This window comes from Thermomonospora catenispora (assembly GCF_006363815.1).
GTDB classification, from domain to species: Bacteria; Actinomycetota; Actinomycetes; order Streptosporangiales; family Streptosporangiaceae; genus Thermomonospora; species Thermomonospora catenispora.
The window spans coordinates 268,789-283,502 of record NZ_RRYT01000001.1; the positions used below are offsets into that span (position 1 = coordinate 268,789).

Consider the following 14,714-nt stretch of genomic DNA (forward strand, 5'->3'; position numbering starts at 1 on the left):
CGTTCCCGGGCTTCGCCCGCGCCTATTGCGAGGCCCGGGGGGTTTGCGAGGGGAACGCCGAAGGCCGTACCCCGCCGACTGGCCTCCGGCGTTCCCATGTGGTGGGACGCCGCGAAGGGTGCTCCGGTTCATGGCCGATCGGTGAAGTCGTCCGGCCGCCGAAGCCGCCCGATCGCACGGGCTCAGCCGGCCAGCGGGGTTCGCCGGTCGGGCATCAGATCGCGGGCCAGGGCGTCCAGGTCCAGATCCAGCACCCGGGCCAGCGCGGCGACCGTGAAGAACGCGGGGGCGGAGATGGCGCCCCGTTCGATCTTGCGGAGGGTGTCCAGGGAGATGCCGGCCTCCCGGGCCACATCGGCGGCGCTGCGCGCGCCTCGGGCGGCCCGCAGCGCCCGGCCGAGCGCCCGGCCGCGGTCGCGTTCTTCATCGGTCAGCGGGGTGCGCACCATGGGGACGACTGTACCCGGGATGGAAATACCGGTATGGGAATCGTTTTCCCTCAGCGGTGCCCGGCCATCCGCTCCAGCCGGGCGATGCGCTCGGTGGTCGGCGGGTGGGTGGAGAACAGCCGGCCGATGCCTCCACCGCGGAACGGGTTGGCGATCATCAGCGAGCTGGTGGTGGCCAGCTCGGGGTCCTGCGGCAGCGGCATCGCCCGGGTGCCCGCCTCGATCTTGCGGAGCGCCGAGGCCAGCGCCAGCGGGTCGCCGGTGAGCTGCGCCCCGGAGGCGTCGGCCTGATACTCCCGGGTCCGGCTGATGGCCATCTGCACCACGGCCGCCGCGATCGGGCCCAGGATCACCATCAGCAGCGCGCCGAGCAGTCCCGGCCCCTCGTCGTCCTCCGAGCGCCCGATCGGCAGGAAGATCGCCAGGTGGGACAGGTAGGTGATGACGGTGGCGATGGCGGCGGCCACCGAGGAGATCAAGATGTCGCGGTTGTAGACGTGCGACAGCTCATGTCCCAGCACCGCGCGCAGCTCCCGCTCGTCCAGCATCTGCAGGATCCCCCGGGTGCAGCAGACGGCGGCGTTGCGCGGGTTGCGGCCGGTGGCGAACGCGTTGGGCTGCGGGGTCTCCGACACGTACAGCCGGGGCATGGGCTGCCGGGCCGCGGTGGACAGCTCACGGACCAGCCGGTACAGCACGGGGGCCTCGACCTCGCCGACCGGGTGGGCGCGCATGGAGCTCAGCGCGATGCGGTCGCTGAAGAAGTAGGCGATGCCGTTGGTGGCCAGCGCGATGATCGCTGCGATGGTGAGCCCGGTGGTGCCGCCCAGCGCCCAGCCCGCCGCCAGCATCAGCGCCGCGAGCGCGCCGAGCAGTGCGGCCGTCTTGACACCGTTGAACTGCACTTTCGCCAGCCTCCCCGATACCGACAGTGCCGTGTGCGGTGGTATGTCCAGCCGCGTCGCCCCGTACGGCGTACCGTGTGATTAACGGTTTGACCTGCGTCAACGTTCCAGGACGCCGCTTGGACGGGCCCCGCCGGGCGACCGCCCGCGCCCCGTCGGACGCGCCGCCCGACCCCTGCCGCGCACACCGCCCGGACCTCTCCGACCACGGCGCCCGGCACGGCGCCGGGCCCCGCCGAACCGAACCCGGCATCTGCGGGTCAGCCGGCGGCGGACGCCGCCTGGAGCACCAGCTGAGGGGCGATCGACAGCACCACGGCGCCGGCGGCAGACGCCGCGATGGCCGCCCGCACCGCCGCGCCGCGCGGCATCTGCGGCCGCTCGCCCGCCGGAGCGGTGAACAGCCGGGCCGCCCAGGCCAGGTAGTAGTAGAGCCCGATCACCGTGTTGATCGCCATGACGACCGCCAGCCAGGTCACTCCGCCGGCCACGGTGGCCCGGAAGACCACGATCTTGGCGAACAGCCCCATGATGCCCGGCGGCAGTCCGGCCAGGCAGATCAGGAAGAAGGCCATCGCCGCCGCGGTGGCCGGGTTGCGTCGCGCCAGGCCGCGGAAGTCCTCCAGCGCATCGGGTCCCGCCGCGGCGCCCGCGCGGCGGCGGAAGCCGATGACCACCGCGAACGCGCCGATGTTCATCACCGCGTAGACGGCGACGTAGGCGACGGTGGCCGCGACCGCCTCTCCCAGCCGTTCCTCCCCCACCGCCAACGGGGCGAGCATGTATCCGGACTGGGCCACCGAGGACCAGGCCAGCAGCCCGATCGCGGACCGCTGTCGCAGCGCCACCAGGTTGCCGAGGGTCATGGTGACCGCCGCCAGCACCGCCAGCACCGGTCCCCACACGTGCGCGTACGCGGGCAGTCCCAGCGCGACCACGATCGCCAGTCCGGCGAACCCGCCCGCCTTGGACACCACCGACAGGAACGCCGCCACCGGCAGCGGCGCCCCCACGTACACGTCCGGCGCCCAGAAGTGGAACGGCACGGCGGCGATCTTGAAAGCGAAGCCGGCCAGCACCAGCACCACGCCGAGCGCCGCCACCGGCTCCAGCTCCGCGGGGACCCGGGAGAGCGCGGGCGCGAGGCGGTCCAGGTGCATCGCCCCGGTCACCCCGTACAGCAGGCTGACGCCGAGCAGCATCACCGCCGTGGAGATCACCGAGATCAGGAACAGCTTGAGCGCGGCCTCGGAGGCCACGCCGTCGTAGCGGCGCAGCGCCACCAGGGCGAACACCGGCAGCGACAGCGTCTCCAGCGCCACCACCAGCAGCACCAGGTCCCGCGCCGCGGCCAGCGTCAGCGCCCCGGTGACCGCCGCCAGCAGCAGGAAGTGGTACTCCCCCGCGGGCATCCGGGAGGCGGTGATCTCCTCCAGCGACAGCAGCACCACGATCAGCGCCGCCGCCAGCATCACCCCTTGGAACAGCAGGGTGAAGTCGTCGGTCGCGTACGAGCAGGACGGCGGCCCGTCGCCGCGCAGGTCTCCGGTCAGGCAGAACGTCCCCCGGTCGTCGCCGAACGCCAGCGCGATCACCGCGATCAGGGCGCCGCCGAGGGCCCCCGCGCCGAGCGTCCCCAGCGCCCGGCGCGGCACGTCGAAGGCGTCGGCCAGCAGCAGCCCGATCGCCGCCGCCGCGACGATCAGCACGGGGGCGATCGCCGCGTAGTCGATCGACTGGATCATCAGCCGCCTCCCAGCAGGGCACGGACCGGCGCGGTGGTCAGGTCGAGCAGCAGCTTGGGCCACAGCCCCACCAGCAGGGTGAGGACGACTAGCGGCACCCAGGCGGCGTATTCGGCCCGGGTCAGCGCGGCCACCGACCCCGCGGGGCGCTCGGTGCGGCCGTGGGTGATCGTGGCGAGCAGCCGCAGGAAGTACGCGGCGGTCAGCACCGCGCCCAGCGCCCCCACCGCCATGAAGGTCACGAACGTCTCCCGGGGCAGCCCGGCGGCCGGCCGGTAGGCCCCCAGCAGCGCCAGCATCTCGCCCCAGAAGCCCGCCAGGCCGGGCAGTCCCAGGCTCGCCACCGCCGCGAACGTCAGGAACGACGCCAGGCGGGGCGCGGCGGTCAGCATCCCGCCGCCCAGGGCGTTCAGCTCGCCGGTGCCGTAACGCTCCTTGACCGCGCCGGCCAGGAAGAACAGCAGTCCGGTGATCAGCCCGTGGGCGATGTTGCCGAACAGCGCCGCGTTCACGCCCACCGGGGTGAGCGTGGCGATGCCCAGCAGCACGAAGCCCATGTGGCCGATCGAGGAGTAGGCGATCAGCCGTTTGAGGTCGCGCTGCGCCAGGCAGGCCAGGGAGCCGTAGACGATGCCGATCACCGCGCACAGTCCCAGCCACGGCGCCCACAGCTCGGCGCCCTCCGGCGCCGCCGGCAGCGCGATGCGGACGAGCCCGTAGGTGCCCATCTTCAGCAGCACCCCGGCCAGCAGCACCGACCCCACGGTGGGGGCCTCGGTGTGCGCGTCGGGCAGCCAGGTGTGCAGCGGCCACATCGGCACCTTGATCGCCAGGCCGAGGCCGATCAGGGCGAACGCGGCGATCTGCACGGCGGGGGTCAGCCCGTGGCCGTGCCGTTCGGCGAGGGCGACCATGTCGAGGGTGCCGGCGTTCACCGCGACCAGCAGCAGGCCGACCAGCAGCAGGCCCGAGCCGAGCAGGGTGTAGAGGATGAACTTGTAGGCCGCCGCGCGCCGTCCCGGGCCGCCCCACAACGCGATCACCGCGTACATGGGGATCAGCACGACCTCGAAGAAGACGAAGAACAGCAGCAGGTCCAGGGCGAGGAAGGTGCCGAGCATCCCGACCTGGAGCGCCAGCACCAGCCCGGTGAACAGCCGGGCCGAACCTTCTGCCGGCGGGTGCCGCAGCGTGTAGATCGAGCACAGGAACGTCAGCAGCGCCGTCAGCACCACCAGCGGCAGTGACACCCCGTCCACGCCCAGGTGGAACCGCAGGCCGATCGCCGGGGCCCAGGACCAGTCCACCTCGAGCTGCATGCGCCGCGGGTCGCCGTGGTCGAACGCCGCCGCCACCGCCACGGTCGTCAGCAGCACCAGGCCGGTGACCGCGGCCCCGTAGCGGCGCACCGACTCCTCGTCGGGCAGGAACCGGGTGCGCGGCAGGAGCAGCGCCAACGCCCCGGCCAGCGGGATCGCCAGCGTGACGAGCAGGATCACAGCAAGATCACCACCCCGGCCGCGATGACGACGACACCGGCGAGCAGGCCGGTCAGATAACTCTGGGCGTTGCCGGTCTGGATGCGGCGCAGCGCCCCGCCGGCGCGGCGCGACCATCCGGCGGTGCCGACCACGAGGGCGTCGAGGCCGCGGCGGTCGGCGACGACGACGGCCCGGGCCGCCGCGCGCACCGGGCGGACGACGAGGGCGGCATAGAGCTCGTCGAGGTAGAAGGCGCGGTCGAAGACCGTGCGGAGCGGGCCGAGCCGGTCGGCGGGGTCGCGCGCGGGGTCCCGGTTCCACAGCAGGTAGGCGGCCGCGCCGCCGCCGGCGGCCCACAGCAGCGCCAGCCCCGCCGACACCAGGTGGGGGCGCAGCTCCGCGGCGCCGAGCCCGAAGAACCCCAACACGGCGGAGGGCACCGCCAGCGCCGCCACGGTCCAGGTCATCAGGGCGGGGGCCTCCCGGGCCTGGAAGGAGCCGCGCTGCTCTCCGAAGAACGTCATCAGCCAGGCCCGCATCGCGTACGCGGCGGTGATCCCGACGGTGACCAGCAGGGCGATGTAGATCGCCCAGGCCGCTCCGCCGGGGATGTCCGGCACCGCCGCGGCGGTGTCGCCGGTCCCCTCCCGGCCGGCCGTGGCGGCGGCGTGCCGGGCGCCCTCGATGATGGAGTCCTTGCTGAAGAAGCCGCTGACCGGCGGCAGCCCGATCAGCGCCGCGTATCCGACGGTCATCGCCCAGAAGGTGATCGGCATGGTGCGGCGCAGCCCGCCGTAGCGTCCCAGCAGGTTCGACCCCGCCACGAGGATCACCGAGCCGGCGGCCAGGAACAGCAGCGCCTTGAACGCCCCGTGCGTCACCAGGTGGAAGACCGCGGCGGTCTGCGCGCCGACCGCCAGGCCCGCCGCCATGTAGGCGAGCTGGCTGATCGTGGAGTAGGCCAGCACCCGTTTGAGGTCGGTCTGCGCGAGCGCCGCCAGCGCCGACCCGACCATCGAGATCACCGCGACGATCCCCAGCACGGTCAGCGAGGCGGGGGCGGCCCAGAACGCCGGGTACAGCCGGGCGATCACGTAGATCCCGGCGGCCACCATCGTCGCGGCGTGGATCAGCGCGCTGATCGGGGTGGGGCCGGCCATCGCGTCCGGGAGCCAGGTGTGCAGGGGGAACTGGGCGCTCTTGCCCGCCACCCCGGCCAGCAGCAGCAGCGTCGCGGCCGTCAGCGTGCCGGCGGGCAGGTCGGGCACCGCGTCCAGCACGCCGCCGATGGAGAACGTGCCGGCTCCGATCCCCAGCGCGAAGATCCCGATCAGGAAGCCCACGTCGCCGAGCCGGGTCATCAGGAACGCCTTGACCGCGGCCCGGGAGTTCGCCCGGTCCTCCCAGTGGTGGCCGATCAGGAAGTACGAGCAGATCCCCATGACCTCCCAGCCCACGTACAGCAGCAGGAGGTCGGCCGCGTACACCACCAGCAGCATCGCGGCGGTGAACAGCGACACGAACGCCGCATAGGAGCAGTAGCGGGGGTCCTCGGCCAGGTAGGCGACCGAGTAGATCTGCACGGCCAGCGCCACCAGGCACACCATGAGGCCGACCAGCGCCGCCAGCCCGTCCGCCTGGAGCCCGATGGCGATGTCGACCGTGCCGGTGGGGACGAGGGTGAGGGTCCCCTCGCGGGTTCCGGGGTCGAGCCAGACGGTGGTCGCGACGATGAGCGCCAGCAGGGTCGCCAGGGCCGTCGACGCGATGGCGATCAGCGCGGGCCCGTTGCGCGGGAGGCGGCGCAGGGCGAGGTCGGGGCCGGCCAGGCGGCTGAGCTCCGGCACCCGGGCCTCGTCGCCGGGCGCCGGGGCGGCGTCGGGGACCACCGCCGGCAGCGGCGTGGTGGGGGCGTCGGGCGCGGCGGATCCGGCGGCGGGCAGCGCGCGGGCGCTCAGCGTCCGGGAGAGCCGCCGGCCGAGCAGCATCCCGGCGAACGCGGCGCAGAACGGCAGCGCGATCGTCAGCGAGACCAGGGCGATCACGGGCCGTCCCCCTCTCGGGCCGCGGCGACCGGTTCGGCGGAGGTCTCGGCGTCCGCCCCGCGACGGGCCTCGGCGGGGTCGCGGCGGGCCTCGCCCAGCTCGGTCAGCCGGTCCACCTCCACCGTCTTCCGGTTGCGGAACACCAGCAGCACGATCGCCAAGCCCAGCCCGACCTCGGCGGCGGCGATCACGATGGTGAACAGGGTGAGGAGCTGTCCGCCGTGCAGCCGGTCCCGCCACAGCGCGTCGAAGGCCACCAGGTTGAGGTTGACGGCGTTGAGCATCAGCTCCACCGACATCAGCATCAGGATGGCGTTGCGGCGGGCCAGCACTCCGTACACGCCGACGGAGAACAGCAGCGCGGAGACCACCAGGGGGTAGAGGGCGTGCATCAGCGCCTGCCCTCCCGGTCCCTCGGGCCGATGTCGGTGCGCGACAGCACGATCGCGCCGATCAGCGCGGCCAGCAGCAGCACCGACAGCACCTCGAACGGCAGCACCCAGGTGCGGAACAGGCTGGCGCCCAGCGGCTCGGCCCCGCCGCCCTCGGCCTTCAGGTCGATGACCGCGTCCGAGAAGCCGTGGACCAGGGTGGTGATGAGCACTCCCGCGGTGGCCAGCGCGACCGCCAGCGCCGCCCAGCGGTTGCCGGAGTCCAGCGGGTCGTCGGGGCCGCCGCGGGGCATCCGGCCGATCGGGGCGCGGGTCAGCATGATCCCGAACAGCAGCAGCACCACCACCGCGCCGACGTAGATCAGCACCTGCACCCAGGCCACGAACTCCGCGGTCAGCAGCAGGTAGGCGCCGGCGAGGGCGCCGAACGACACCACCAGCCACAGCGCCGCGTGCACCAGCTGCCGGGTGGTCACCACCAGGATCGCCGAGCCGACGGCGACCGCGCCCAGCAGCGTGAACACGACCTCCTGCGCGGTCACCGGCCGCCCCGTCCCGCGCGTTGCGCCGCCCGCTCGGCGGCGGTGACCTCCTTGGGGGTCTCCGCGGCCGGGTCATGGGCCTGCGGCGGCGGCACCGTCCACATCCACTCGCGCAGCCGTTCCCGCTCGTGAGTCAGCTCGCCGATGTCGTATTCGGCGTATTCGAACTCCGGCGACCAGAACAACGCGTCGAACGGGCAGACCTCCACGCAGATCCCGCAGTACATGCACAACGCGAAGTCGATCGCGAAGCGGTCCAGCACGTTGCGGGTGCGCGGGCGGCCGCCGCCCTCGGCGGGCAGCGTCTCCTTGTGGGAGTCGATGTAGATGCACCAGTCCGGGCACTCGCGCGCGCACAGCATGCAGACCGTGCAGTTCTCCTCCAGCAGCGCGATCACTCCTCGGCTGCGCGGAGGAAGGTCGGGCTGCACCTCCGGATACTGGCGCGTGATCGAGCGCCGTGTCATCGTCCGCAATGTGACGGCCAGCCCTTTGGCCAGTCCGCTTCCTGGTAGCCGTGCCACGCCCCCATGATTCCGTACCGTTCGCCCTGAGGGAACGCGGGTCGGCGTCGATGCGGCGGCGTCCGCCGTGACCTGCGCGGGAGGCGTCGGACCGGCGCGCCGGTCAGGCCATCGCCACCTTGACCACGCCGGTGAGGGCGAGCTGGAGCAGCGACAGCGGGACCAGCCAGGCCCACGCCAGCCGCTGGAGCTGGTCCTCGCGCAGCCGCGGATAGCTGACCCGCAGCCAGATGACGACGAACGAGAGCGCGAAGACCTTCAGCAGGGTCCACAGCCAGCCCAGCTCGGTCTCCAGGAACGGGCCCTTCCAGCCGCCCAGGAACAGCACCGTGGTCAGCGCCGACAGCACCACGATCCCGGCGTACTCGGCCAGCAGGAACAACGCGAACCGCAGGCCGCCGTACTCGGTGTAGGGGCCGAAGACGATCTCCGAGTCGGCCACCGGCATGTCGAACGGGGGGCGGCGCAGCTCGGCCAGGCCGGCGACGAAGAACACCACCGCGCCGATCGCCTGCCAGGGCAGCCACCACCAGCGCCACTCCTCGACGATGCCGGTCAGCGACAGCGTCCCGGCCGCCATCGCCGCCGACGCCGCCGCAAGCACCATCGGCAGCTCGTACGACATCAGCTGGGCGGCCACCCGCATGCCGCCGAGCAGCGCGTACTTGTTGGCGCTGGCCCAGCCCGCCATGATCGCGCCGATCACGCCGACGCCCATCACCGCCAGCGCGAAGAACAGCCCCACCCGCAGGTCCAGCACCACCTGCCCGTCCGGGCCGATCGGCACCACGACCAGCACGATCAGGTAGGGCACCAACGCCACCGCGGGGGCCAGTTTGAAGATCCGCCGGTCGGCGGCACGCGGGACGACGTCCTCCTTCTGGACGAACTTCACCCCGTCGGCCACCAGCTGGGCCCAGCCGTGGAAGGCCCCGGCGTACATGGGGCCGAGCCGCGCCTGCATGTGCGCCATGACCTTGTGCTCGGTCTGTCCCACCAGCAGCGGCAGCACGGCGAACGCCGCCGCCAGCAGCACCAGCTTGACGACCAGCTCAAGCATCGCCGCCCTCGTCTCCGCTTCGGGGTCCGCGCCCGGGGCGCTCGGTGTCCTGGGGGTCGCGCGCGCCCCGTGCGGGCCGGCCGGGTCCGCCCTTGCCGGCGGCGCGGGAGGTCTGAGCGGCGGCCGGACCCCAGTCGTCGGGGACGCCCGGCGGCCGGATGCGACGTCGGCTGGGGGCGCCGGTGCCGCCCTCGCCGGGCTCCTTGGCCCCGGGCCAGGGCTTGGCGACGCGGGCGGCCAGCACGAAGTCCTTGCGCAGCGGGTTGCCCTGGAACCCTTCGGGCAGCAGCAGCGGGCGCAGGTCCGGGTGGCCGTCGAAGACCACGCCGAACATCTCGTAGGTCTCCCGCTCGTGCCAGGCGGCGCCCCGGTAGACGCCGGTGACGGTGGGCAGCGTCGGGTTCTCGCGGGGCACCAGGGTGCGGATCAGCAGGTGCAGCCTCGTCTGCAGGGAGTAGACGTGCACGACGACGCGGAAGCCGGCCTCCAGCTCATCGACGGCGCTCAGCCAGTCGAAGTACTCGCATCCCAGTTCGGTCCGGGCGAACTCCACCGCGGAGGTCCACAGCTCCGCCGGGACGTCGACCACCTGCTGGCCGAAGCTGTCGCTCACGGCGACGTCCTCGCCGAACCGCTCGGTCCACGTCGTCGCATCCATCGCGCTCACCGGCGCCGTCCGTCGTCGCGGTCGTCGTCACGGTCGTCGTCGCGGCCCGTCTCCTCCGGAGGAGGGTCGAAGCCGGGGATGAACGACAGGTCCGCATCGGCCCCGCCGTGCGGCTCGGTCTCCTCCGTCGGCACCGCCGGGTGGGCGTCGGTCCGCTCCACCAGGAAGTCCATCTCCTCGCCCGCCACCGGCAACTGGACCGTCGGCTCCTCTCCCTCCGTGGACTGCGCGTCGTGCGGCGCGGCGGCCCGGTCCTCGTCCCGTGCGGGGTCCGGTGCCGGGGCCGGCGTCGCGTCCTGTGCGGTGTCCACCACGGGGAGCTGCGTCGTCGGCGCGTCGGGATCGGCGGTCCCCTGCGCCTCGCCCGGCTCCTTCCGCGCCTCGCCCCGGTCCGCCTTCTCGGGACGGCCCTCCCGCCCCCGGGGACGGTCCGCCCGCTCGGCGGCCGGCCGGGCAGGCTCCCGGCGGGCGGCGTCCGCGGAATCCGCGGAACCGGTGGAGTCGGCGGAACCGGTGGAGGTCCGGGAGGAGGGGCCGGTCCCGTCCTGCACCGGCAGGGCCACGGTCGGGGCGTCCGGGTCGACGGGTCCGCCGGCCTCGGCGCCCTCGGAGGTCCCGCCGGTCTCGGCGGACCTGGCGGCCCCGCCGGGCGCGGTGTCCTCGGCGGCCGTGTCCGCCCCAGCGCTCTCGGAGGCCCCGGCGGGCCCGCCGGCCGCGTCAGGCCCGACGGCCCCTGCGGCCTCGGCGCCCTGGGCGGGCTCGGAGGCGCCGACGCCCTCGGCGGCCTCGGCGCCCTGGGCGGGCTCGGCGGTCCCGCCGATCTCGACGGCGGTCGCGGCGGACTCGGGGGCGTCGGGAACGGCCGGAACGCCCTGAGTGGGGGATTCGGCGTCCGAGGGGGCGGCCGCGGGCCCGGGAGGCGGCTGCAGGGGGCGGCGCAGGACGGTGGCCTGCATCGGAGGGGTGGGCGGGGCGGGGGCGACGGGCTCGCCGTCGCGGGAGTAGCGGTCGCCCAGGGACTCTTGGGCGATCTTGTCCTGGAGCCGGATGATGCCCTGCAGCAGGGCCTCGGGGCGGGGCGGGCAGCCGGGGACGTAGACGTCCACCGGGATGATCTGGTCGACGCCCTTGGTCACGCAGTAGGAGTCCCAGTACGGGCCGCCGCAGTTGGAGCAGGCGCCGAAGGAGATCACGTACTTGGGCTCGGGCATCTGCTCGTACAGGCGGCGCACGGCGGGCGCCATCTTGTCGGTGACGGTGCCCGAGACCACCATCAGGTCGGCCTGCCGCGGCCCGGGTGCGAACGGGATGACGCCCAGCCGCATGAAGTCGTGCCGGCTCATCGAGGTGGCGATGAACTCGATGGCGCAGCAGGCCAGGCCGAAGTTGAACACCCACAGCGAGTAGCGCCGGCCCCAGTTGAGCACGAACTTGATCGGTTTGGGGGCCAGCCGGGACAGCGGCCCGACGCCGGGGGGCGGCAGATCGACGGTGCTCACCCTTGCATTCTTGCAGTTCCCCGCAAGAGCGGGCCGATCAGACCCAGGACAGCACGCCCTTGCGGCCCGCGTAGATCAGCCCGGTGAACAGGAACCCCAGGAAAACGAACATTTCCACCAGAGTCGTCATCCCAAAACCAGGGGCGGCGAACACCGTGGCCCACGGAAAGAGGAAGACGGCATCGACGGCGAAGACCACGTACAGGTAGGCGAAGACGTAGTACCGCACATGGGACTGCGCCCACCCCTCGCCGACCGGGTCGACGCCGCACTCGTAGGTCGTCAGCTTCTCCGCCGTGGGCCGGTGCGGCCGGAGCATCCGGTTGGCCGCCAGAGCCCCGCCGACGATGCCGGCACCCACGAGCAGGAGCACCGCGATGACCAGGTACGAACCGAAGTAACTCACCACGGCCACCTCTCCGTGCGCTGTGCGCCGTCCCGGTGCCTCTCCCGGGGCGCGTCAGATCAAGTATCGCCCTCGGGCGGGCGCGGCGGGGGCTTCGCCCGTCCCGGAAGCGGGTCGTCGTTCCCGTACGCCACACTTGAGGGGCATCGCCGCACGTTTCACCTGGAAGGAACCACCCATGAGCACCCCCCCACCCCCGGGTGGAGGATGGACCCCTCCCCCGTCCTCGGGAGGGCCGTCGTGGCCGCCTCCCGGCGGCCCCTCAGGCCCCAGCACGCCTCCGCCCTTTCCGCCGCCCGGCGGCCCGGGCACCCCGCCGCCGTTCGGGCTGCCCGGCCCTCCTCCGCCACCGCGTCGGTCCACCTCCGGCGCGCTGATCGCGCTGCTCGTCGGCGGCGGGCTGGTGGCCGTCCTGCTGATCGCCGCCGCGTTCGTGGTGCTGCTCGGCGACGGCGACGACGCCAGCCCTCAGGAGCGGCTGCGGGAGGCCGCCGACAAGCTGTCCTCCGCCCAGGCGCTGGAGCTGGAGGGCTCGTTCGGCAGCTCGCTGGACAGCGGCCGGGTCAAGGTCCTCCGGTCGGGGCACATCACCGGCGAGCTCCGCGTGGACGGTCAGACGCGGCCCCTGGTGAAGGTCGACGACGATGTGTTCGTCAAGGCCGACAAGTCCTTCTGGCAGCGCAAGCTGGGTTTTGTGAACCTGGAGAAGTTCCAGGTGGACGGCGAGCGGTGGGGCCGGATCGAGTCCAGTTCGCTGGAGCTGGACTTCCAGCGGTACGCCACCCCGTCCGCGCTGGCCGCCAGCCTGCGGTCGTTCACCTCCATCGGCATCCGTTCGGATCTGGAGGTCACCCGGAACGGCCGGCGGGTCACCAAGATCGTCACCTCGCGCGGCACGTATTACCTGTCCAAGGACAACCAGCTGGTGCGGATCGAGCTCACCGTGCCGCACCTGCACGCGGACGTGACCGCGCACTCGTCCTCGGTGACGACGGTCAACGAGCTCCGCGTCCGCGTCAACGAGCTGAAGAACTCCCTCGACGTCACCCGGAGCGCCCGGATCTCGGAGGTCAAGGGCTGCGAGAACGAGAGCGCCTCCGGCTGCACGGTCCGGGTCCGGGTGACGGTGAGCCGGGCGCCCACCGGCAGCAAGACCCTGGTCAACGTCTACATCTGGATCACGGAGGAGACCAAGACCGGTCGCAAGCTCGGTGACTGCACCACCACCGCGACCGTCATCGGGCTGTCGTCGACGTGGACCGAGTGCCGCGTCTCCACCCCGGAGTGGACCTCCTTCTACCGCACCTCCGAGAAGAGGAGGATCCACTGGTGGATGCAGGCCGAGCCGATGGCGGTCGCCGTCGATGACAGCGACATCTCCCGGATGCTGTCCGCCATCAGCCGGGGATGACCCGCACCCGCCCGCCGGGCGCGCCGATGCCGGCGCGCCCGGCGGCGTCTTCGCCCGTCGTCTCTTCGTCTCTCCTCGTCCCGTCTTGCACCCCTTCTCCGCGCTTCGTCGTCTCGGCCGCGCCTCGGCCGAGCCTCATCCGCGCCTCGTCCGCGTTTCGTCCTCGCGAGTTTGGGGTTGGGCGGCCGGGGCTGAGATCCTGACTCCGGCGGCGGCCGGGCAGCACCGCCCGGCCGGTGGACAGCAGGAGGAACAGCGGCGGTGAGCTCCCACCTATCGGAGCCGTCCGGACATCCACGCTCCCCATCCCCGCGACGGTCCGGCATTCCCCGGCCGGTGGTGGCGGGTCTGGCGGTGACGCTGCTGGTCGGCACGCTGATCGTGCTCGGTGTGGTGGCGGGGGACGGCCCCGGCGGGGCCACGGCTGACTCGCGCGCCTCCCGCACGCCCTCGGCGCCTTCATGGCCCACCAGGGCGGCCGACCGGTTGGGCTCGCTGCCGGCGCTGCGCTACACCGGGACGTTCACCTCCAACGGGCGGCCCGTGCGGGCCGTGCTGTCGGTGACCCGGTCGGGCTCGGCGGTCGGCACGCTGACCTTGAACGGCGAGCGGGCCCTGCTGGTCACGGTGGACGGGGACACCTATCTTCGCGGGGGGCCGGCGTTCTGGACGGGTCCGGGAGGGGCCGTGGCGCGGCCGGAGGACTTCGCGGGACGCTGGTCCAAGGCCCCGGTCACCCTGCTCGGGTTCGATCCGCGGGAGCTGCTGTCGCCCTCGGCGATCGCCCAGGCCGTCCGTGACGCGCCGGCCGCCGGCTCGACCGGGTACGTCGGCGATCGCCTGGTCCACCAGGTGCGGGCCCGCCAGGGCGTCTACTCGGTGACGTTGGCCGAGCCGTACGAGCTGTTGCAGGTGGAGGGCGCCTCCGACGCCCGCTTCACGGTCACCGAGATCACCGACGTCGCGCCCGTGCTGACCGAGCTGCGCCGGCGGGTGACCGCGCTGGGCGGCGCCCGCGATCCGGGCATCCGGTTCGACCACGGTGAGCTGACGTTCGTGAACTGCAACGAGAACGTCTCCGGCTGCACCCTGCGGCTGCCGGTGAGCCTGCCGGCCGGCTCCGCCGGAGGGTCCGCCAAGCCCGTCCGGGCCGTGCTCGTCGCCACCATCAGCGCCGAGGGGCGGACGCTGGGGTCGTGCACCGGGGCGCGCCCGGTGGCGGCGACCGGCCGGACCGTGCTGAGCTGCACCGTCACCAGTCAGGGCTGGCGCGAGTGGATGAGCCGGGCGCGGGAGACCCCCGGCCGTCACGAGTACACCGCCCAGGCCCGGGTGATCGGGGAGGCGGTCCCCCCGGAGCGGGTGCAGGAGCTGCTGGCGCTGGTGGAGCGGGAGGCGTCCGGAGGCTGATCCCCGCCGGGCCGTTTCCGCGGAACGCGGTGCGGGCATCGTGGTCGGCGGTGGTGCGATGACCTGCGGGCGGGGTCGTGCCGCCCGGCGCCCCGGGCGCCGGTCCGGGCCTCTTTCGAGGGCGGCCGGCGCGGCGGGTCCGCCGCGGGCGCGGAACCCCGGCCCGGTAAACCGAATC

General features: G+C 73.3%; 14 protein-coding genes. 2 read left to right on the forward strand and 12 right to left on the reverse strand.

Annotated elements, in window-relative coordinates:
* Window positions 1-182: 182 nt before the first annotated feature.
* From EIO00_RS01295 to EIO00_RS01350, 12 genes are all read right to left on the reverse strand, one after another.
* A complete protein-coding gene (locus EIO00_RS01295) occupies window positions 183-449 on the reverse strand; it encodes a helix-turn-helix domain-containing protein (protein ID WP_140174859.1) in 267 nt (88 codons plus the stop codon).
* Window positions 450-499: 50 nt separating this feature from the next.
* Window positions 500-1,354 (reverse strand): zinc metalloprotease HtpX, encoded by an 855-nt coding sequence (htpX, locus tag EIO00_RS01300; RefSeq protein ID WP_140174861.1) that lies wholly within the window; start codon window positions 1,352-1,354, stop codon window positions 500-502.
* Window positions 1,355-1,614: 260 nt separating this feature from the next.
* Window positions 1,615-3,099: an NADH-quinone oxidoreductase subunit N gene (locus tag EIO00_RS01305; RefSeq protein WP_140174863.1), complete on the reverse strand. Its 1,485-nt coding sequence runs from the start codon at window positions 3,097-3,099 to the stop codon at window positions 1,615-1,617.
* A complete protein-coding gene (locus tag EIO00_RS01310) occupies window positions 3,099-4,598 on the reverse strand; it encodes a complex I subunit 4 family protein (RefSeq protein WP_175596073.1) in 1,500 nt (499 codons plus the stop codon). The genes EIO00_RS01305 and EIO00_RS01310 overlap by 1 nt, the downstream gene beginning before the upstream one ends.
* The gene (locus EIO00_RS01315) at window positions 4,595-6,625 is read right to left on the reverse strand and encodes an NADH-quinone oxidoreductase subunit 5 family protein (protein WP_241661042.1); all 2,031 of its coding nucleotides are present in this window, start codon (window positions 6,623-6,625) and stop codon (window positions 4,595-4,597) included. Before EIO00_RS01315 ends, EIO00_RS01310 begins: the two co-directional genes overlap by 4 nt.
* A complete protein-coding gene (gene nuoK, locus EIO00_RS01320) occupies window positions 6,622-7,017 on the reverse strand; it encodes an NADH-quinone oxidoreductase subunit NuoK (RefSeq protein ID WP_140174867.1) in 396 nt (131 codons plus the stop codon). Before nuoK ends, EIO00_RS01315 begins: the two co-directional genes overlap by 4 nt.
* The gene (locus tag EIO00_RS01325; RefSeq protein WP_140174869.1) at window positions 7,017-7,559 is read right to left on the reverse strand and encodes an NADH-quinone oxidoreductase subunit J family protein; all 543 of its coding nucleotides are present in this window, start codon (window positions 7,557-7,559) and stop codon (window positions 7,017-7,019) included. Before EIO00_RS01325 ends, nuoK begins: the two co-directional genes overlap by 1 nt.
* Entirely contained in the window at window positions 7,556-8,026 is a 471-nt protein-coding gene (locus EIO00_RS01330) for a 4Fe-4S binding protein (RefSeq protein ID WP_140174871.1), read from the reverse strand. The genes EIO00_RS01325 and EIO00_RS01330 overlap by 4 nt, the downstream gene beginning before the upstream one ends.
* Before the next feature lie 160 nt (window positions 8,027-8,186).
* Entirely contained in the window at window positions 8,187-9,143 is a 957-nt protein-coding gene (nuoH, locus tag EIO00_RS01335; RefSeq protein WP_140174873.1) for an NADH-quinone oxidoreductase subunit NuoH, read from the reverse strand.
* Window positions 9,136-9,801 carry an NADH-quinone oxidoreductase subunit C gene (locus EIO00_RS01340; protein WP_140175068.1) on the reverse strand — a complete coding sequence of 222 codons (666 nt, stop codon included), beginning with the start codon at window positions 9,799-9,801 and terminating at the stop codon, window positions 9,136-9,138. Before EIO00_RS01340 ends, nuoH begins: the two co-directional genes overlap by 8 nt.
* 5 nt (window positions 9,802-9,806) lie before the next feature.
* Entirely contained in the window at window positions 9,807-11,309 is a 1,503-nt protein-coding gene (locus EIO00_RS25975) for an NADH-quinone oxidoreductase subunit NuoB (RefSeq protein WP_277752842.1), read from the reverse strand.
* Window positions 11,310-11,346: 37 nt separating this feature from the next.
* Window positions 11,347-11,718 (reverse strand): NADH-quinone oxidoreductase subunit A, encoded by a 372-nt coding sequence (locus EIO00_RS01350; protein WP_140175070.1) that lies wholly within the window; start codon window positions 11,716-11,718, stop codon window positions 11,347-11,349.
* A gap of 175 nt (window positions 11,719-11,893) precedes the next feature.
* Between EIO00_RS01350 and EIO00_RS01360 the strand changes: the two genes are divergently transcribed.
* On the forward strand, window positions 11,894-13,126 hold the full coding sequence (locus tag EIO00_RS01360) for a hypothetical protein (RefSeq protein WP_161602623.1): 1,233 nt from the start codon (window positions 11,894-11,896) through the stop codon (window positions 13,124-13,126).
* A gap of 336 nt (window positions 13,127-13,462) precedes the next feature.
* The gene (locus tag EIO00_RS01365) at window positions 13,463-14,536 is read left to right on the forward strand and encodes a hypothetical protein (protein ID WP_140174879.1); all 1,074 of its coding nucleotides are present in this window, start codon (window positions 13,463-13,465) and stop codon (window positions 14,534-14,536) included.
* The last annotated feature ends 178 nt before the right edge of the window (window positions 14,537-14,714 follow it).

Bases quoted from the DNA above. Each gene is read 5' to 3' on its own strand.
- EIO00_RS01295 (WP_140174859.1), bottom strand. From the start codon at position 449: ATGGTGCGCACCCCGCTGACCGATGAAGAACGCGACCGCGGCCGGGCG.
- EIO00_RS01305 (WP_140174863.1), bottom strand. From the start codon at position 3,099: ATGATCCAGTCGATCGACTACGCGGCGATCGCCCCCGTGCTGATCGTC.
- nuoK (WP_140174867.1), bottom strand. From the start codon at position 7,017: ATGCACGCCCTCTACCCCCTGGTGGTCTCCGCGCTGCTGTTCTCCGTC.
- EIO00_RS01330 (WP_140174871.1), bottom strand. From the start codon at position 8,026: ATGACACGGCGCTCGATCACGCGCCAGTATCCGGAGGTGCAGCCCGAC.
- nuoH (WP_140174873.1), bottom strand. From the start codon at position 9,143: ATGCTTGAGCTGGTCGTCAAGCTGGTGCTGCTGGCGGCGGCGTTCGCC.
- EIO00_RS01340 (WP_140175068.1), bottom strand. From the start codon at position 9,801: ATGGATGCGACGACGTGGACCGAGCGGTTCGGCGAGGACGTCGCCGTG.
- EIO00_RS01360 (WP_161602623.1), top strand. From the start codon at position 11,894: ATGAGCACCCCCCCACCCCCGGGTGGAGGATGGACCCCTCCCCCGTCC.